Consider the following 18,922-nt stretch of genomic DNA (forward strand, 5'->3'; position numbering starts at 1 on the left):
TCGCAGGAATGAAGCTGTTCGCCTCCCGTTATCTGCTCCTTGCCGCATTTTCCATCCTGTTGGGCGCCTGCCAAAGTGCGCCGACAGTCGAAACACCCGCGCCTGCCGCCGAGCCCACGGGTTTTGAGCTGCTTGAGCAAAGTATCGCCAGCAGCGAACTGGCCACCGCTGAAGACCAGTTGCTGGCCCTGCAAACGCAGACGCCAGACGACCCGCGCATCGAGCAGTACCAACGCCAGTTGGCGGAGGCGTACTTGAAGCGCAGTCAAATCGTCCTGCAAAAGGGCGATGTGAACGCTGCGGCCACCGCATTGAGCCGCGCTCGGGCGCTCATGCCCAAGGCCCCGGCGCTGACCAGCGGCGTGAATGGCGCGATTGCCCAGGCACGTAAAGCCGAACTGGACAAAGCCGAGGCCGAGCTGAACGCCGCTGAAGCCAAGCGTATCGCGAAGGTAATCGACCCCACTGCAGAAAGCACCACCATCGCCCTTAAAATCGGCGATATGGCGCAACTACGTCGCCAGTTTGACGCGATTGCCGCAGACGTGGCAGCTTTCAATTGCCAAGTGATCCTGCAAGTGCCACGCACAGATGATTACCCATGGCTGGCAACCTTGCTGACCAAACGGGTCATCAAAATCAATCCTGATTTTGAATTACAGCTGGAGCGGCAGATCGATCGCAGCCAACCTGCGCATATCGTTCTCAAACCCGCAAAACTGTAGGAGCGCGCTAGCCCGCGATGGACCGCGAAGCGGTCCCAAAAACGCTGACGGGTTACGCGATTTTGCAAGCGCGCTCCTGGAGTTACAGTTGACCGTGTGTCATCACGCCGGAACAGCCTTGGCTTTAGGCTCACGCGCCCACACCCGATGCTGGGCCATCGCCGCGAAAAACGCCTTGAACGCCTTGCTGTCATTGCCGCCGACCAGCAAGCCTTCATCAGCCGACAGATGCAGCACGTCCAGCAATTGTTTGGCTTCCCCATTCAACGCAATAGCCTTGAGGTGCTTGTAGGCCTCGAGCACGAAGTGCAATGCCACGCCATTGGCGCTCAGTGCTTTCACCGACTCGTCCCCGCCCGCCACAAACACCGCGTCGAAAGCGATCGACGGCATGCCCTCCATGGAGGCATCCACCGCGAGGTGCTTGCCATCCGCCGTGGTGACTGGCGCCGAGGTAGGCCCTAGCAGCCTGGCGTGCGCACCTTCGACTTCAAGGGCCTTCTTCAGCGCAGCGATGGCAGCACCATCGACGCCGTTGGCTGCAAGGATGGCCACTTTGCGCGAAACAATGGTGCCAGACAGCAAGTTGACCTGGCTCAGCGCAGGGGATTGAGTCACCGCCGCCTTTCCGGGCACGGTACCGGCAGTCGGCGCAGGCAAACCGAGGTTTTGTGCCACGCGCGCGGCCAGCTTCAGGTCGATATTGGCCAGAATCTCATTCACCTGACGCTCACGAATCCAGGTGCGCTCCACCTTGCCCAACTCAAAGCTGTAGGCCGCGATGATGTGTTCTTTCTCATGGTCGCTCATGCTTTGGAAGAACAGGGTCGCTTGTGAAAAATGGTCGGCGAACGATTCACTACGACGACGAACCTTGTGCGCCTCGAGGCGCTCTGGATAGGTCTCGAAACCGCCATCCTGAGCACCTGGCGGCGTCTCTTTCGGCCAGCCACCATCAATGGAGTTAGGCTCGTAAGACGCGCGCCCCTTGTCGAGGGTGGTGCGATGTTGCGCGTCACGTTGCCCGTTGTGGTTGGGTGCGACAGGACGGTTGATCGGAATCTCGTGGAAGTTCGGTCCCCCCAGACGGCTGATCTGCGTGTCGGTGTAGGAAAACAGTCGACCTTGCAGCAGCGGATCATTGGAGAAGTCGATGCCCGGCACGATATGCCCAGGGCAGAACGCAACCTGCTCGGTCTCGGCGAAGAAGTTATCCGGGTTGCGGTTAAGCACCATTTTGCCCAACGGCGTCACTGGCACCAACTCCTCGGGGATGAGCTTGGTCGGGTCGAGCAGGTCGAAATCGAATGTATGCTCATCCTCCTCCGCGACAATCTGCACACCGAATTCCCACTCGGGGTAATCGCCGGTTTCAATCGACTCCCACAAATCGCGACGATGAAAGTCGGTGTCCTTGCCTGCGAGTTTCTGCGCCTCGTCCCAGAGCAGCGAGCACACGCCAAATTTGGGCTTCCAGTGAAATTTGACGAAGCTCGACTTACCGTCCGCGTTGATCAGGCGAAAGGTGTGGATGCCAAACCCCTGCATGGTCCGCAGGCTTTTCGGGATGGCCCGGTCGGACATCGTCCACAGCACCATATGCGCCGATTCCGGCACCAGCGAAACGAAATCCCAGAACGTATCGTGAGCGGAGCCGCCCGTGGGCATTTCGTTATGCGGTTCGGGCTTTACTGCGTGAACGAAGTCCGGGAACTTGATCGCGTCCTGAATGAAGAACACCGGCATGTTGTTGCCGACCAGATCAAAGTTGCCTTCGTCGGTGTAAAACTTCACCGCAAAGCCGCGTACGTCACGCACGGTATCGCCCGAGCCACGCGGCCCCTGGACGGTGGAAAAGCGCGCGAACACCGGGGTCTTTTTCCCCGGGTCCTGGAGGAAACCGGCCTTGGTCAGGGCTGCATGGTTTTCATAGGTCTGAAAGTAACCGTGCGCCGCCGTGCCCCGCGCATGAACGATGCGCTCGGGAATGCGTTCATGGTCAAAGTGGGTGATTTTTTCACGCATGATGAAATCTTCAAGCAAGGACGGACCGCGATCACCGACCTTGAGCGTGTTCTGGTTATTGGAAATTTTTACGCCCTGATTGGTGCGTAGCGCCTGCTCGGTGGCATCGGAACGGAACGGCTCCAGACTGTCCAGCTTGGCGTTGGTATTGCCACGGTCCAGGGTGTCAGTGCCTGCCAGTTGGCTGTGGCTGACATTGGAACTGGCGCGGGTCGTGGCAGTGGGTGTGGTCTTCTTGGTAGCCATCAGACTAAAACTCCTCGGTTGCGGGTGGCCCTGACGCGGGTTGAATCGCGGGGCCTGATCGGCAAAACCTCTCCTGGTACGGTACTCAGGAAAATCGAGACGCTTAATTACTGACTGAGGCTTAAAACAGCCGTTCCGTGTTTTTCATGACCTTTGGTCTAACCAACAGGCAAACCACTGCAATCCGCCGCCACCGACCCCGTTATTGCCGTTTCGCAGGTTTGCCATCAAATAAATGCTAAGAACCTCCAGCTGGACAGGCTAAAATGCGCGCCCGGCTTATCCAGCCGGTGTCCGCTGGTAGTAAGAACGCCTGAGCATCCGGCCACTTCCACCACCCTTTCTTACCGCGCCCCCACAAGGTTCGCTACGTGATCGAGTTTCATAACGTCCATAAAACCTATCGGGTCGCAGATCGGGAAATTCCCGCCCTGCACCCCACCAGCCTGCGTGTCGAAGACGGCCAGGTCTTCGGCCTGATTGGTCATTCCGGCGCGGGAAAAAGCACGTTGCTGCGCCTGATCAATCGGCTGGAAACCCCGAGTGGCGGTCAGATCATCGTCGACGGTGAAGATGTCACTGCGTTCGATGCCAACGCTCTGCGAGGCTTCCGCCAACAGGTCGGGATGATTTTCCAGCACTTCAATCTGCTGTCCTCCAAGACCGTCGCCGATAACGTTGCCATGCCGTTGACCCTGGCCGGTGATATGTCACGCAGCCAGATCGATCAGCGCGTGGCCGAACTGCTTGAGCGCGTGGGCCTGTCCGATCAGGCAAAGAAATACCCGACCCAGTTGTCTGGCGGGCAAAAGCAGCGGGTAGGTATTGCCCGTGCGCTGGCGACCAAGCCGAAAATCCTGCTGTGCGACGAAGCCACCAGCGCCCTTGACCCGCAAACCACGGCATCGGTCCTGCAATTGCTGGCCGAGATCAATCGCGAGCTTAATCTGACCATTGTCCTGATCACCCACGAGATGGACGTGATCCGCCGCGTCTGCGACCACGTTGCCGTCATGGATGCCGGGAGGATCGTCGAGCAGGGCAGCGTGACGGATGTGTTCCTGCATCCCAAGCACCCGACCACCAAGCGTTTCGTCCAAGAAGACGAGCAAATCGACGAAGGTGAACTGCGCGATGATTTCGCCCATGTGCAGGGCCGCATCGTGCGCCTGACGTTCCAGGGTGATGCCACCTACGCACCGCTACTGGGCACTGTCGCCCGGGAGACCGGGGTCGATTACAGCATCCTCGCCGGGCGCATCGACCGGATCAAAGACACCCCCTATGGGCAGCTGACCCTGGCCATTACCGGTGGCGACATGGAAGCAGCCTTCGCCCGCTTCACCGCCGCGGATGTTCACATGGAGGTGCTGCGTTGATGGATGCCCTGACCCACCTGTTTTCCAACGTCGACTGGTACGAAATCTGGATCGCCACGGGCGACACCCTGGTGATGCTCGGCGTTTCCCTGGCCTTTACCGTGCTCCTGGGGCTGCCGCTGGGCGTGTTGATGTTCCTGACCTCGCCGCGCCAGTTGCTGGAAAATGATCGTCTGTATTCCGGCGTGGCATTGATCGTCAACCTGCTGCGAGCGTTGCCGTTCATCATTTTGCTGATCGTGATGATGCCACTGACCGAAATCATCACCGGCACATCGCTCGGGGTCCTCGGCACCTTGCCGCCGCTGGTGGCGGGCGCAACACCGTTCTTCGCCCGTCTGGTCGAGACCGCACTGCGGGAAGTGGATCGCGGCATCATTGAAGCGACCCAGGCCATGGGCGCAACGACCCGGCAGATCATTATCAAGGCACTGTTGCCCGAAGCGCGGCCCGGCATCCTGGCGGCCATAACCGTCACGGCCATCGCCCTGGTGTCATTCACCGCGATGGCAGGTGCAGTCGGTGCCGGCGGCTTGGGCGACCTGGCTATTCGCTATGGTTATCAGCGCTTCCAGAACGATGTGATGTTTGTCACTGTCGTATTGTTATTGGTGCTGGTACAGATCCTGCAAACCATCGGCGACAAGCTGGTGGCGCACTTCACCCACCGATAACAGCAATCGCTAAACACAGTGGCGGGTCGCCGATCCGCCAAGGCCCGACCGGCCAGAGCCGCCTCGTCAGCAGGCGGCCGTTTCAACGGAGTTGGTGCATGAAAAAGCTACTCGCCGCATTGGCTGCAGTTGTTGCTCTGGGCGCGCACGCCGATGAAACCTTGACCGTCGGCGCCTCGGCTACGCCCCACGCGGAGGTCCTTGAGTTCATCAAGCCGATGTTGGCCAAGGAAGGGATCGACCTGCAAATCAAGGTGTTCAGCGATTACATCCAGCCCAATGCGCTGCTCGCGGATAAAAGCCTCGACGCGAACTTCTTCCAGCATCAGCCGGCCCTCAATGAGTTCAACAAAAGCAACGGCACCGATCTGATTGCCGTGACCAAGGTTCACGTCGAGCCCATGGGCGCTTACTCGAACGGCCTGCTAAAAAAGATCGGCGACCTGCCCGATGGCGCCAACATCGCCCTGCCCAACGAACCCGCCAACGAAGGACGCGCCTTGCTGTTGCTGACAAAAGCCGGGCTGATCTCGCTTAAAGATCCGGGCAACATCCTGTCGAAGCCTCAAGACATCGCCGAGAACCCGAAAAACCTGAAATTCCGCGAGCTGGAAGCGGCCACACTGCCGCGCGTGGTCACTCAGGTTGACCTGACGTTGCTCAACACCAACTACGCGATGAGCGTCAAACTGGACCCTACCAAAGATGCGTTGCTCATCGAAGGCAGCGACTCGCCCTACGTGAATATCCTCGTGGCGCGTCCGGAAAACAGAGACTCGATTGCCATGCAAAAACTGGTCGTCGCCTTGCACAGCCCGGAACTGAAGCAATTCATGCTGGAAAAATACCAGGGTGCTATCGTTCCGGCATTCTGATCAAACACCACCACGCGCCATTGGCCTAGACTCAGGACACTTTCACTCCCTGAGCGAGGATGTTTGTCATGGCGCTGACCCCCTTCCACCTGGCGGTACCGGTCTATGATCTGGCGGCTGCCCGGCATTTCTACGGCGATGTATTCGATTGCAGCGAAGGCCGCAGCAGCGAGCATTGGGTCGACTTCAATTTCTTCGGCCACCAGTTAGTGATTCACCACCAAGCCAAAAGCACATCACAAGAGCAAGCCCTGAGCAATCCGGTGGACGGCCATGATGTGCCCGTGCCGCATTTCGGCGTGGTGCTGGAATGGGATCAATGGGAGGCGCTGGCCGATCGACTCAAATCCCGGGAAACCACGTTCGTTATCGAGCCATACATTCGCTTCAAGGGCCAGGTGGGCGAGCAGACGACCATGTTCCTACTCGATCCGTGTGGCAATGCGCTGGAGTTCAAAGCCTTCAAAGACATCGGGCAGTTGTTTGCCAAGTGATGTCGCCTTCGCGAATGAATTGGCTTCTATCAAACTGATTTTTAACCCTTTAAAAACAATGTGTTGGCGCTGGTCTTGATGTGTATATCCGGCATTTGAGTGTGCTGGAATTACGGTTTCGCTCTTACAGCGAGGAACCTTTTTCAGACGCCAAAAAGGTACCCCAAAACGCTTGCCCCTCCATACGGATCCTCGCTTAGGCTCGGATTTCCCTCGCTCCTGCGTTGCTCCGGGGGTCGCCGCAAGGGGCCGTCCCTGGCCCCGTGCGGCTAACTCGGCGTCCTGCCTCGTTACCCCCTGCGCAACGCCTGCGCTCAGCCTTCTGGAAAAGGGGCCTCACCGTAATTTGGTAATCAATTCACTCCAAATCCCAAAGGCAGATCAAAACCTCTGCAGGAGCGAATTCATTCGCGAAGCGGCCATCCGCGTCCGGTTACTCCCGCATCAACAACCCCGGCAATTGCGCGATCATTTTCTGGTTATTCAACGGCGACCGGATAAACCCGCGCTGGGTGCCGTCCGGGCCAAGCAGGGCAAGGTTGCCGCTGTGGTCGACGGTGTAGTTGGGCTTACTGGTGTCGGCAGGAATGAATGGGATGCTCACTGCGTTGGCGAGTTTCTGGATGTCGTCGACGGGCGCGGTCACGCCCTGGAACTCGGGGTCGAAGTAGCCCAGGTATTGCTTGAGCTGCTGCGGTGTATCGCGATTGGGGTCAACACTGACCAGCACGATTTGCAGCTTGCCCACGACGTCCTTGGGTAATTCGCTTTTGATCTGGCGCAGCTGGGCGAGGGTGGTTGGGCAGATGTCCGGGCAAAAGGTGTAGCCGAAAAACAGCATCGTCCATTTACCCTTCAACTCATTCATGACGACCGGCTTGCCGTCCTGATTGGTCATCTTCACGTCAGGCAGGCTGCGGCTGGTGGGCAGCAGGATGATGCCTGCATCAATCAGCGCCGTCGGATCGCCCTGTCCTCTGCCAGACAGCACCTTGTTGACGGTAAGGCCCAGGACCAACGCCACCAGGGCGACCAGAATAAAAACGGTTTTCTGAACTCGAGTCATAGATTCAACAATAAGTAGTGGTCGACAAGCAGCGCGATAAACAGCAGGAACAAGTAGTAAATAGAGTACTTGAAGGTGTTGATCGCCGCGTGCGGCTTGGTGCCACGGTACAGCACCCAGGCCCATTGCAGAAAGCGCGCGCCCAACCCCAGGGCACACAGCAGGTACAGCATGCCGCTCATGTGAATCACGTAGGGCATGAGGCTGACCGCGAGCAGGACGAAGGTGTACAGCAGAATATGCACCTTGGTGTAATGCTCGCCGTGGGTGACGGGCAGCATCGGGATGTCTGCCTTGGCGTATTCCTCTTTGCGATGGATCGCCAGCGCCCAGAAGTGCGGCGGGGTCCAGGCGAAGATGATCAGCACCAGCAGCAACGGTTCGGCGCTGACATGCCCGGTGATGGCGACCCAACCCAACAACGGCGGCGCGGCCCCGGCCAGGCCGCCGATCACAATATTCTGCGGTGTGGCGCGTTTCAAGAAGCCGGTGTAGATCACCGCGTAGCCGAGCAACGAGGCCAGCGTCAGCCACGCCGTGAGCGGGTTGGTGAACGCCAACAGCAAGGCTTGCCCGGCCACCGCCAACAGCAACGCAAAGGTCATGGCCGACACAGGTGACACGCGTCCTTCAGCGATTGGCCGCTTGTGGGTGCGGGCCATCACGGCATCAATGCGTCGATCCACCACGTGATTGACCACCGCCGCGCCGCCCGCGCAAAAAGCGATCCCCATGTTGCCAAACACCAGTACCGTCCAAGGCACTCCAGCGCGTGTGGCGAGGAACATGCCGACCAGTGAGGTGATCAGCATCAGCACCAACACTTTGGGCTTGGTCAGTTCGAGGTAGTCACGCCAAATAGCCTGGCTGTGTCGCTCGCTGATTAGAGTAGCCATGGCGTCTCTCCTTCTCGTTATTATTCTGTGCCAGGTTATTTGCCGGGTTGAAGCTGCCCGTGGGCCGATCCCTGACCTTCAAAGCGGTGTCGGCGTTTCGTCTTGGTCGCCCAGCCAAGGGATGAACGTGTACGGTAATTCACCAGTGTCAGGGTCAACATCAAAGCCGCACCACCGGCGTTATGGGCCACGGCAATCGGCAGCGGCAGGTGAAGAGTCACGTTGCTGATACCCAGTCCCACCTGAGCCGCCAGGGCCAACAACACCAGGGTGGCCATGCCTTTGAGCCCGGCTCGTTGAAGTTGCCAAGCCAGCGCCAGCAATACCAACGTCACCACGACTGCGCCGATGCGATGCGTCAGGTGGATCGCGGTGCGGGCATCACTGTCCAGTTGCCCGCCCAGATAGTTCGGGCCTATGTGCTGCGTGAGGTGAAAGCCATTGGCGAAGTCTGCCTTGGGCCACCATTCGCCATGACAGGTGGGCAAGTCGATACAGGCCACTGCGGCATAGTTGGAGCTGACCCAGCCGCCGAGGGCGATTTGCCCAATCACCAGCACCAGTCCCAGCGCCGCCAGACGGCGTAATCGAGAGGGTAACTGCGGCAAGGGTGCGAAGGTCCCGGACAAACGCAGCGTCAGCAAAAACAGCAGGCTCAAGGTCGCGACGCCGCCCAGTAAATGCGCCGTAACCACCTGCGGCCACAACTTGAGGGTTACCGTCCACATGCCGAACGCGGCCTGAGCGATGACCACGCAGAGCATCAGCAGCGGCAATTTCAGCGGCTGCCCGGCGTTATGGCGACGACGCACGGCCTGCGCCGCCAGCGCCATGATCATCAACCCCAGCGTACCCGCGAAGTAACGGTGGACCATCTCGTTCCAGCCCTTGTGGGCTTCGACGGGCGCCTCGGGAAAGTGCAATTCGGCATGCGCCAGTTGCGCCTCGCTGTTGGGCACACTGATAAAACCGTAACAGCCAGGCCAGTCCGGGCATCCCAACCCTGCGTGGGTCAGCCGGGTGTAGGCGCCGAGTAACACCACAACCAGCGCAAGCAGCGTGGCAAGCAAAGCGAGGCGAAATCCAGGTCTGGCCATGACGATGCCCTATCCGATGTTCGACAGTTTCAACAGTTGGCGTAGATCGTTGAGCAGGTCCTTGCCGTCGACCTTGGCGTCGTAACGCAGCACCAGGTTGCCGTGGGGATCAACGATCCAGAGGTGTGGCGCTTCAACGCCGGGTGCAAGGGTGTTGTACCGCGATAGATCCAGCGGGTAGCGCTGCAACTGCGGGTATTCGCGCGCGAGCTTCGCCGAGTAATTGGCCTCCAGCGGTTGGGCGGTCGCCAGCGCGTGGCTGGCGCGAGTCGCGTCACGGCCCAGACCGATCTGTACCTGCCGCGCCAGATAGACCAGCTGTTGGCAGTCTGCCGCGCAGCCCTGCGGCGCACTGACCAGCAGTTGCCAACGGGGCTCGTCGGCCGGCACCCCGAGGTCGGCGCGACCTTGCCCGTTACCGATCAGCTCGCCGTGGTAGCTGCGGCCGTCCGGCACCCAGAACTGCAGTTTGTACATGCCGGTCGCCAGAAGGATCGGGCCGAGGGCCACCAGCAACACCAGAATCAGTTGCAAACGTCCCTTGCGGCGACTCTGCGGTGCGCGTGTTTCAGACATGTTGTGTGGATTCATGGCCGCTCCCATGGGTTTTCTCCTTGGCGTTGTGTAATCCGAGGTACAGATAAAGGCCGAACAGCGCCGCCGCCATGGCGAACCACTGAACGGCGTAACCGAGGTGTTTTTCCGGCCCCATCGCCACCACCGGCCAATCGAGCTGATATGCAGCGACGCCAGGCTCAAGCCGCAACTCATCGGCAAACCCTTGGCGCCCCAGTTCGGGCCAGAGCGTTGCCGGATCCACCGCTGTGACCAAACGCGGCCATGGGGCACCCGCAGGGTCGGGCGCCAATTGGAAGGTGGCGCCAGACGGCACATACACCCAGGCGTTGAGGTTCAGAACTTGGCTGGGGGTGGTGAATACCGGCGGCGTGCGGCGCTCTGGCCAAGGCAACCAGCCGCGATTGACCAGCAGCCACAACCCGCTGGCCTGATCGTGAAACGGCTGGATCAACTCGACACCGGCTCTGCCGCCACGGGTGCTGTTGTCCAGGAGCAGGGTGTGTTCGGCGTCGAACTGGCCGCGCAACTGCACGCGACGATAGGCGGGGTCGACTGTTTGTTCGAGGTGAGTGCCGGGCATGGGTTCAGCCGCGCGGCGCTCGGCGTAATGGGCCAGCAGTACGCGCTTTTCCTCGCCCCGATCAAGCTGCCAGAAGCCGAGAAAAATCAGCATCGGCAGTAACAGAAACACCACCACCGTGGGTGCCCGGCCAGGTTGGAAGCGCTTCATGGCATGCCCCAATTGCGGGTAGCTATACTGCAATACATCGCCTATACCTCCCCCAACGTCATGGAGTTTCATCATGCTCAAAGCGGCGATTGTTCTATTGCTTATTGCCACGATGATCAGTCTGTTCAGCGGCCTGTTCTTTCTGGTCAAAGACGACAGCAGTTCCACCCGGGTGGTGAGGGCCCTGACCGTGCGTGTCAGCCTGGCCGCCATCACCGTCATCCTGATTGCGTGGGGCTTCTACAGCGGTCAATTGGTCTCTCACGTCAGCTGGTAAGCCTTGCTTCTACAAGACGTAGACAAAGACAAACAGGCCGATCCACACCACGTCGACAAAGTGCCAATACCAACTTGCCGCCTCGAAACCGAATTGATGATCGGCATCAAAGTGCCCGCGCATCACCCGCATCAGCATCACAAACAAAATGATCGTGCCGATGGTCACGTGGGCCCCGTGAAACCCGGTGAGCATGAAGAAGGTCGCGCCGTAGATGCCCGAGCCGAGGGTCAGCCCCAGCTCGTGATAGGCCTCGATGTATTCAGTAGCCTGCAACGCCAAAAACCCCAGACCCAGCAAGACCGTCAGCGCCAGCCAGACTTTCAGGGCGCCGCGATGGCCTTTTTTCAGCGCATGGTGAGCGATGGTGACCGTGACACTGGAGCTGACCAGCAGAATGGTGTTGATCAGCGGCAAGTGCCACGGATTGATGATCTCTTTAGGACCCGGGAAAAGTTTTGGGTCCGGGGTATTCATCAGCGGCCAGGCGTATTGGAAATTAGGCCAGAGCATATGCGCGATGCCCTTGGAGCCCTCGCCGCCCAGCCAGGGACCCGACAGGTTGCGCACGTAAAACAGGGCACCAAAGAAGGCGATAAAGAACATCACTTCAGAAAAAATGAACCAGCTCATGCCCCAGCGGAACGAGCGATCCATCTGCGCGCTGTACAGACCGCTGCGGCCTTCCTTGATCACGGTGCCGAACCAGCCGAACAGCATGTAGGCCAGTAGCAGGCCGCCGACGAAAAAGATCAGTGGCCCGTGGGAGTCGGGCCGTCCTGCCTTCATGTCGTTGAACCAGGTGCCCAGGCCGAACATCGTGACGAACATGCCAACCGTGGCGATGATCGGCCATTTGCTTTGCGCGGGAACGTAGTAATGCTCGTAAATTGCCATCTTATTGTTCTCCTTATCGGGCGCCCTGGATGAATCCAGGTCCTAACCGCCATTGCTTGCCACTTTTGCAGCCGGTGGTTGGCGAGCGGTGATATCGAACAGCGTGTAAGCGAGCGTCAGTTCTTTCTGGTTCTTGGGCAGGTCGCGATCAACGATGAAGCGCACCGGCATTTCAATGCGTTCCCCCGGCTGTAGCACTTGCTGGGTGAAGCAAAAACATTCGGTCTTGTGGAAGTAAACCGCGACGTCGCCCGGCGAAATGCTGGGGACGGCCTGCGCCGTCATCGCCTTGTTGGTCGGGTTATGGGCCACGAACAGCATCTCGTTGACCGCACCGGGATGCACAATCAGCTCCTCAGCCTTGGGGTAGAAGTCCCAGGCCATGTCGACGTTGTTGCTCGAGACAAATTGCACCCGCACCTGGCGATTCAGATCAACCACCTGCGACCCTTCATATTTATCGCCGGTCTTGCCGTTGATACCGAGCGTTTTGCACATCACGTCGTACAGCGGCACCAAAGCAAAACCGAAGGCGAACATCACGACCACCAGCAATAACAGGCGGATCACCAGGCGTTTGATCGAGCGCGCTTCGCTCATGTCATTTCACTTCCGGGGGCGTCGTGAAGGTGTGATAGGGCGCCGGTGAAGGAATGCTCCACTCCAGGCCCTCGGCACCGTCCCACGGTTTGGCCGGTGCTGGCGGACCACCACGAATGGTTTTGATCACGATGAACAGGAAGAAAAGCTGCGTCGCGCCAAAGGTGAAGGCACCGATGGACGACACCATGTTGAAGTTGGCGAACTGCAGGTTGTAATCCGGAATCCGGCGCGGCATGCCCGCCAAACCAAGGAAGTGCATCGGGAAGAAGGCCATGTTCATGCCCACGAACGACAGCCAGAAATGCAGCTTGCCGAGGGTTTCGTCGTACATGTGCCCGGTCCATTTCGGCAGCCAGTAATAGGCCGACGCGAAGATCCCGAAGATCGCACCCGGCACCAGTACATAGTGGAAATGCGCGACCACGAAGTAGGTGTCCTGATACTGGAAGTCCGCCGGGGCTATCGCCAGCATCAACCCGGAGAAACCGCCGATGGTGAACAGGATCACGAACGCCACCGCGAACAGCATCGGGGTCTCGAAGCTCAGCGACCCCTGCCACATGGTACTGACCCAGTTGAACACCTTGACCCCGGTGGGCACCGCGATCAGCAGGGTGGCATACATGAAGAACAACTCGCCCACCAGCGGGATACCGACCACGAACATGTGGTGGGCCCAGACGATGAACGACAGAAAGGCGATGCTCGCCGTGGCATAAACCATCGACGTGTAGCCAAACAGCGGTTTGCGCGAGAAGGTCGGGATGATTGAGCTGACCGCGCCGAATGCCGGCAGGATCATGATGTACACCTCAGGGTGCCCGAAGAACCAGAACACGTGCTGGAACAACACCGGGTCACCGCCGCCCGCCGCACTGAAGAAGCTGGTACCGAAGTGGATGTCCATCAACATCATGGTCACGCAACCCGCCAGCACCGGCATCACCGCAATCAACAGGAAGGCCGTGATCAGCCAGGTCCAGACGAACAGTGGCATTTTCATCAAAGTCATGCCGGGCGCACGCAGGTTGAGAATGGTCGCGATCACGTTGATCGCGCCCATGATCGAGCTGATGCCCATCAAGTGGATGGCGAAGATGAAGAAGGTCACGCTTTCCGGCGCGTAGGTGGTCGACAGCGGGGCGTAGAAGGTCCAGCCGAAGTTCGGCCCGCCACCCGGCATGAACAGGGTCGACACCAGCAACAGGAACGCCGCCGGAAGCAACCAGAAACTGAAGTTGTTCATCCTCGGCAGGGCCATGTCCGGTGCGCCGATCATCAACGGGACCATCCAGTTGGCGAGGCCGACGAACGCGGGCATCACTGCACCGAACACCATCACCAGCCCGTGCATGGTGGTCATCTGGTTGAAGAAGGCCGGCTCGACGATTTGCAGACCCGGCTGGAACAGCTCCGCACGAATGACCATGGCGAAAGAGCCGCCCAGTAAAAACATGCAGAAGCTGAACCACAGGTACAGCGTGCCAATGTCTTTGTGGTTAGTCGTCAGCACCCAACGCATCAGGCCTTTTGCGGGGCCGTGAGCGTGCTCATCATGGCCGGCGTGGCCATGGTCATCGATCACTGCACTCATGTCCTGTCTCCTGCAAAACGGGGAGCGAAACACGCCAGGGCGAAACGAGAGGAATAGGCAATTGAAGGGATCATTTGCTGTCCGCCTGTTTCAGAGCCAGCACGTCTTTGGGGGTGACCATGTCGCCTTTGTTGTTACCCCATGCATTACGCTCGTAGGTCACCACCGCCGCGATATCGACCTCGGAAAGCTGTTTGCCGAACGCCGCCATGGCTGTGCCTGGCCGGCCATGGAAGACCGTGCTCAAGTGGTCTGCCTTAGGCCCGGTGGCCACTTTCGAACCCTTGAGCGCCGGGAACATCGGCGGCAAACCCTGGCCCTCGGCCTGGTGACACGCCACGCAGGTGGTGTGGTAAACCTTGTCGCCACGGGCGACCAGTTCATCCAGCGTCCACTCTTTGGAGGTCAGTTCCTTGAGTTTGGCAGTCTCGGCTTTGCGGCCCGCCAGCCAGGTATCGAAATCGGCCTGGGACTTGGCCTCGACCACAATGGGCATGAAACCGTGGTCCTTGCCGCACAGTTCAGAGCACTGGCCGCGGTAGATGCCAGGCGTCTCGACGCGGGTCCAGGCTTCGTTGACGAACCCCGGGATGGCGTCGCGCTTGACCGCAAAGGCCGGCACCCACCAGGAGTGGATCACGTCGGCGGCAGTCACCAAAAAGCGTATTTTCACACCCACCGGAACCACCAGCGGTTCGTCAACTTCCAGCAGGTAGTGTTCGCCCTTGGCTTCTTTGTTATGAATCTGATCAGCCGGAGTCGCCAGGTTGCTGAAGAACTCGACGTCTTGCCCCAGGTATTTGTAATGCCATTTCCACTGATAACCGGTGATCTGAATATCAAGCGCCGACTCACTGGTGTCGTACATCTTGATCAGGGTTCTGGTCGCCGGAATGGCCATTACGATAAGGATCAGGAGGGGCACAATCGTCCAGAGAATTTCGACGGTCGTGCTCTCATGAAACTTGGCTGCCACCTGGCCGGTGGAGCGACGGTGGACGATCATCGACCAGAACATGGCGCCAAATACCACAACGCCAATCACCACACAGATCCAGAAAATGGTCATGTGCAGGTCGAATACTTCGTGACTGACTACAGTCGCTCCCGGCGCCATATTCGTGGTCCAGGCGGCTTGTGCCTGGCTGAATACCGACCACAACAGGAGGCCCATCCAGACATGTGGATGTCGCATCATTGCGGGTTCCCCTTATCGTTCTTGTTATCCCGCCGGCTTTCACCTGCGGCCAAGGGAGCGGCGGCCAAGAATGGGGACTTGGCGGTCGGGGCCAGGGCTGCAAATGCAGTCGGGCGTCACCAGCTAATCTTCCTTCAGCCCCGAGTATAGACAGCGACTCAGACCTCGCAATGCGATGTGGGAAAACTAGTTAGCTGGCTAAATTGTCGATTCGGGGCTATATCGGGCGCGAAATGTGTAACGCAATCGGACGCGTCTTAGATCTCATTCACATAAATGTGAATTTGTTATGACAAATGCGTCTTAGCAAATTTTATAAGCGCGCTACCGTATGACTTCGTTTTCTTTTCAATCCTGCTTCACTGCTTTCAGGAGCCTTCATGAACACCGCCGCTTTGCGCGAGCAGATTCAACGTGCGCATCAACATGAGGCCGAAACCGGCCAATTGTCGCGTCAGCTGGAAACTCAATTGCCTCACCTTCACCCTGCCATTCACCTACCTGAACTGGACGCAAAGGGTGTTCTGACACGTTTTGTTGCAGCTTATATCGAACTGGTTCCGGACTTGCTCGACGCCGCCCACGAGGTTGCGCTCGAAGCCGGTATCGAGGATCAAATCAAACCCGTATTGAAGATCGCCGAACACTTTTTTCTTCAGCCGCCGAGCATCATGGCCGGCCACGAGGGCCTGGACAGCCTGCTGGATGAAGCCTATCTGGCCCATCGTCTGGTCGAAGAAGTGAATGACCTCTACATCAAGCACTTCGGCCAACCGCTGATTCCATCGAATACCACCGTGGCCAGCGTGATTGCCCACCAGTTGATTGGCGAAGCGTTCGCCAATCAACTGGACGAAGCGGTCCATCATGCCGTAGACGAAATGCTCGACGATGAAAGCTTCGCGCTCGATTCCGTCGAAGCCTATCGCGACCGCCTGATCAGCCCGGACACCGAAGCCGCGTGGAAGCGTTGGCCGTGCCTGTCGCGCCAGCTGGGCGTCGGGCTTGATCTAGAGCAAACCCGCGCCGTCTGACATCACTGCTTGCAGCGCACCGCCACACTGCGCACGACTCAGGCCGAACCGACGCCTGCCGTTGTGCGCAATCTCCCCTCCAGTCGACGCTTAAGGCCACGAGGCTCGATAATCAACCGCGAGCCTGTCGCCGCATTGGCGCGTCCCCACTCTTCAAGCAGCTCAAGACACGAGTGGTCGATATAACTCAGGTTATTGAGCGGCACATGCACCGTGCTGCCGTGCGGAACGGTGCCCAGAATCCGGGTCAACGCCGGGACTTTGAGAAAGGTCGCAGCGCCCATCAATCGCAGCTCCATTTCCCCCTCGGCATCCAGATCAACCAGGCTGACCTTTAAACGCGATGCCTTCCACGCCAGTTTGGCCAGGGTCAAACCAAAGCCAATCAATACACCCGTCAACAGGTCGGTGAAGATGATCGCCACTGCGGTTGCGGCGTAGGTGAACATCGGCATCCGCCCATAGCGACCCAGCCCGCGAAAGGCCTTGAGGTCGACCAGTTTCAACCCGGTATAGACCAGAACGCCCGCCAGGCTGGCGACCGGGATGCTTTGCAGCACACTGGACAGCAGCAACACGAAGGCCAATAACCAGACGCCATGAAAAACCGCCGACAGCCGGGTGCGAGCGCCGGCCTGGACGTTGGCCGAGCTGCGCACTATCACGCCGGTCATCGGCAGCGCGCCGAGCAAACCGCAGAGCATGTTGCCCACCCCTTGGGCGGTCAGTTCCCGATCGAAATCCGAACGCGGGCCGTTGTGCATGCGATCCACCGCAGCAGCGGACAACAGCGTCTCGGCACTGGCGATAAATGCCACCGCGAAGGCCGCGATCAAAATACCCGGATCCGCCAGACTCAGCAGGTCGGCGGGGCGCAACCAGTCAATGGCTTCGGCGAGATTGGCCGGCACCTCGACGCGCTTGATTTGCAGGGCGAACGCCAGGCTGACAAGGGTCGCAAGACCGACACCCAGCAACGCGCCCGGTACAAAGCGCAACGCCGTTGGTCGCCATTTGTCCCACAGCCACATCACCATAATCGTACCCAGCCCGAGCATCCCGGCCTGTAAGCCGGTGCCCGGCCCGATGGCCTGAATCAAGGTCGCGGGGAACCCGATCAGGTTATCCAGCCCAGACGGTTTGGGTCCGCCATCAAACATCACATGCACTTGAGACAGGACGATCAGCACGCCGATCCCGGCGAGCATGCCGTAGACCACCGCAGGCGCGGTGACCCGAAACCAGCAGCCCAGCTTGAAGCGTCCCGCCAAAACCTGCAGCAGACCCGCCAGAAGCAGGATCGGTCCCAACATCGCCATCCCGTGCTCGCGCACCACTTCAAAGACCAGGACCGCCAAGCCTGCGGCCGGACCGCTGACCTGCAACGGCGAGCCGGCCAGCCAACCCACCACCAGACCACCGATGATGCCAGTGATCAGCCCTTTGGCAGGCGGCATGCCCGAGGCAATCGCAATACCCATGCACAAGGGCAGGGCGACGAGGAACACCACCACGGAAGCCAATAGCTCCCGAGGCAAAACGGATTTCAGTTCTGCAGTACCCATGATGACTCTCCGGGATTCTTCAGACGTGACAAGGCCCGCCAGCGCATAGGAAGCGCTGCCGCTAAAGGCCCAAGAAGGATTTTATGAAAGTCAGCTGTGAATCAGACGCGAGCGCCTAAAACCGTGCTCTGGGTGTTGCCACCGGTATCGGATGGGTGCCATCAAGCGGCAGAAACCGGTCTTGCGAGGCATCGTAAGCCAGGATTTCGCTGGTTTCGATGCTGTAGACCCAACCGTGGATGAACAAGTGACCGCTGGCCATCTTCGACGCCACCGAAGGGTGCGTGCGCAAATGCTGCAACTGGGCGATGACGTTTTCCTGGGTCAACACGTGCATGCTTTCTTGCTCGTTGGCGCAATGACAGTTGTCTTCGACCACCGTCTTGGCGACTTCGGCATGCCGCAGCCACGCCTTGACCGTGGGCATTTTCTCCAGGGTTTGAGGATTGAGGACGGCGCGCATGGCGCCGCAATCGGAGTGCCCGCAAATGATGATGTGCTGCACGCCCAAGGCGATGACCGCGTATTCAATGGCGGTGGAAACGCCGCCATTCATCTGGCCGTAAGGTGGCACGACATTCCCGACGTTGCGGGTAACGAACAGGTCGCCGGGGGCGCTTTGGGTGATCAACTCAGGGACGATGCGTGAATCGGCGCAGGCGATGAACATGGCCCGAGGACGCTGGGCCGTGGCGAGCTTTTTGAAGAGTTCTTCCTGCTGCGGGAAGATCTCATGACGAAAATGCAAAAAACCGTCAACGATATGCTGAAGCGCTGCCTCGGCATTTTCCGTCTCTGGCGAGGCGCTGGCCGACGCAGCTGGAGGCTGTTTATCCCTGTCACTCATGTCTGGTTCTCTCTGACGGATTGATGTGGATTTTCCTGCTGCTCCTGGAACGCGACTGATCAGTCACTCCAGGGTCGACAGTAGCCGTCCAAGCTTAATTGAAACTTAATATAACGCTCTA

The 18,922-nt window shown here is 59.1% G+C and carries 19 protein-coding genes; 7 read left to right on the top strand and 12 right to left on the bottom strand.

Translation table 11 applies throughout. The features are described from left to right. The first annotated feature begins 8 nt into the window (after nt 1–8). On the top strand, nt 9–725 hold the full coding sequence (locus K0F75_RS17905; protein WP_219063297.1) for a PA5502 family lipoprotein: 717 nt from the start codon (nt 9–11) through the stop codon (nt 723–725). A gap of 102 nt (nt 726–827) precedes the next feature. On the opposite strand, the gene katE is transcribed toward K0F75_RS17905, so the two are convergent. Further along, nucleotides 828–3,104: a catalase HPII gene (gene katE, locus K0F75_RS17910; protein WP_219063413.1), complete on the bottom strand. Its 2,277-nt coding sequence runs from the start codon at nt 3,102–3,104 to the stop codon at nt 828–830. Between the two features lie 263 nt (nt 3,105–3,367). Between katE and K0F75_RS17915 the strand changes: the two genes are divergently transcribed. The 4 genes from K0F75_RS17915 to K0F75_RS17930 all read left to right on the top strand — a co-directional run bounded on the left by K0F75_RS17915 (nt 3,368) and on the right by K0F75_RS17930 (nt 6,418). After that, complete coding sequence (locus K0F75_RS17915; RefSeq protein WP_219063298.1) at nt 3,368–4,375, top strand: methionine ABC transporter ATP-binding protein; 1,008 nt, start codon at nt 3,368–3,370, stop codon at nt 4,373–4,375. Next, complete coding sequence (locus tag K0F75_RS17920; protein ID WP_219063299.1) at nt 4,375–5,049, top strand: methionine ABC transporter permease; 675 nt, start codon at nt 4,375–4,377, stop codon at nt 5,047–5,049. The genes K0F75_RS17915 and K0F75_RS17920 overlap by 1 nt, the downstream gene beginning before the upstream one ends. A gap of 98 nt (nt 5,050–5,147) precedes the next feature. Continuing rightward, nucleotides 5,148–5,924, top strand: a complete 777-nt coding sequence (locus K0F75_RS17925; RefSeq protein WP_219063300.1) for a MetQ/NlpA family ABC transporter substrate-binding protein — start codon at nt 5,148–5,150, stop codon at nt 5,922–5,924. A gap of 68 nt (nt 5,925–5,992) precedes the next feature. After that, nucleotides 5,993–6,418, top strand: a complete 426-nt coding sequence (locus K0F75_RS17930) for a VOC family protein (RefSeq protein ID WP_219063301.1) — start codon at nt 5,993–5,995, stop codon at nt 6,416–6,418. 433 nt (nt 6,419–6,851) lie between these two features. Here K0F75_RS17930 and K0F75_RS17935 read toward each other — a convergent pair whose 3' ends face one another. Genes K0F75_RS17935 through K0F75_RS17955 form a run of 5 tightly spaced genes read right to left on the bottom strand, consistent with a single transcriptional unit; the run spans nt 6,852 to nt 10,786 of the window. Continuing rightward, nucleotides 6,852–7,484, bottom strand: a complete 633-nt coding sequence (locus tag K0F75_RS17935) for an SCO family protein (protein ID WP_219063302.1) — start codon at nt 7,482–7,484, stop codon at nt 6,852–6,854. Next, nucleotides 7,481–8,380 carry a heme o synthase gene (gene cyoE / locus K0F75_RS17940; protein ID WP_219063303.1) on the bottom strand — a complete coding sequence of 300 codons (900 nt, stop codon included), beginning with the start codon at nt 8,378–8,380 and terminating at the stop codon, nt 7,481–7,483. Before cyoE ends, K0F75_RS17935 begins: the two co-directional genes overlap by 4 nt. A 35-nt stretch (nt 8,381–8,415) precedes the next feature. Next, nucleotides 8,416–9,477: a COX15/CtaA family protein gene (locus K0F75_RS17945; protein ID WP_219063304.1), complete on the bottom strand. Its 1,062-nt coding sequence runs from the start codon at nt 9,475–9,477 to the stop codon at nt 8,416–8,418. A gap of 9 nt (nt 9,478–9,486) precedes the next feature. Beyond that, a complete protein-coding gene (locus K0F75_RS17950; RefSeq protein WP_219063305.1) occupies nt 9,487–10,080 on the bottom strand; it encodes a hypothetical protein in 594 nt (197 codons plus the stop codon). Beyond that, complete coding sequence (locus K0F75_RS17955; RefSeq protein WP_219063306.1) at nt 10,046–10,786, bottom strand: SURF1 family protein; 741 nt, start codon at nt 10,784–10,786, stop codon at nt 10,046–10,048. Before K0F75_RS17955 ends, K0F75_RS17950 begins: the two co-directional genes overlap by 35 nt. 73 nt (nt 10,787–10,859) lie before the next feature. On the opposite strand from K0F75_RS17955, the gene K0F75_RS17960 reads away from it, so the two are divergent. Next, nucleotides 10,860–11,063, top strand: coding sequence for a twin transmembrane helix small protein (locus K0F75_RS17960; RefSeq protein ID WP_219063307.1), 204 nt, complete (start codon nt 10,860–10,862; stop codon nt 11,061–11,063). Nucleotides 11,064–11,072: 9 nt separating this feature from the next. On the opposite strand, the gene K0F75_RS17965 is transcribed toward K0F75_RS17960, so the two are convergent. From K0F75_RS17965 to coxB, 4 genes are all read right to left on the bottom strand, one after another. After that, nucleotides 11,073–11,960, bottom strand: a complete 888-nt coding sequence (locus K0F75_RS17965) for a cytochrome c oxidase subunit 3 (protein WP_219063308.1) — start codon at nt 11,958–11,960, stop codon at nt 11,073–11,075. Nucleotides 11,961–12,002: 42 nt separating this feature from the next. Continuing rightward, nucleotides 12,003–12,560: a cytochrome c oxidase assembly protein gene (locus K0F75_RS17970; protein WP_219063309.1), complete on the bottom strand. Its 558-nt coding sequence runs from the start codon at nt 12,558–12,560 to the stop codon at nt 12,003–12,005. Between the two features lies 1 nt (nt 12,561). Further along, on the bottom strand, nt 12,562–14,157 hold the full coding sequence (ctaD, locus tag K0F75_RS17975; protein WP_219063310.1) for a cytochrome c oxidase subunit I: 1,596 nt from the start codon (nt 14,155–14,157) through the stop codon (nt 12,562–12,564). 70 nt (nt 14,158–14,227) lie between these two features. Continuing rightward, nucleotides 14,228–15,355, bottom strand: a complete 1,128-nt coding sequence (gene coxB / locus K0F75_RS17980) for a cytochrome c oxidase subunit II (protein WP_219063311.1) — start codon at nt 15,353–15,355, stop codon at nt 14,228–14,230. A 380-nt stretch (nt 15,356–15,735) separates the two neighbouring features. Here coxB and K0F75_RS17985 point away from each other — a divergent pair, with 380 nt between their 5' ends. Continuing rightward, nucleotides 15,736–16,389, top strand: coding sequence for a hypothetical protein (locus K0F75_RS17985; RefSeq protein WP_219063312.1), 654 nt, complete (start codon nt 15,736–15,738; stop codon nt 16,387–16,389). A gap of 38 nt (nt 16,390–16,427) precedes the next feature. On the opposite strand, the gene K0F75_RS17990 is transcribed toward K0F75_RS17985, so the two are convergent. Both K0F75_RS17990 and K0F75_RS17995 read right to left on the bottom strand, forming a co-directional pair. Next, nucleotides 16,428–17,954: a SulP family inorganic anion transporter gene (locus K0F75_RS17990; protein WP_219063313.1), complete on the bottom strand. Its 1,527-nt coding sequence runs from the start codon at nt 17,952–17,954 to the stop codon at nt 16,428–16,430. Between the two features lie 115 nt (nt 17,955–18,069). Beyond that, complete coding sequence (locus K0F75_RS17995) at nt 18,070–18,801, bottom strand: carbonic anhydrase (RefSeq protein WP_219063314.1); 732 nt, start codon at nt 18,799–18,801, stop codon at nt 18,070–18,072. Nucleotides 18,802–18,922 lie beyond the last annotated feature (121 nt).

This window comes from Pseudomonas sp. UMAB-08, assembly GCF_900095225.1.
GTDB lineage: Bacteria > Pseudomonadota > Gammaproteobacteria > Pseudomonadales > Pseudomonadaceae > Aquipseudomonas.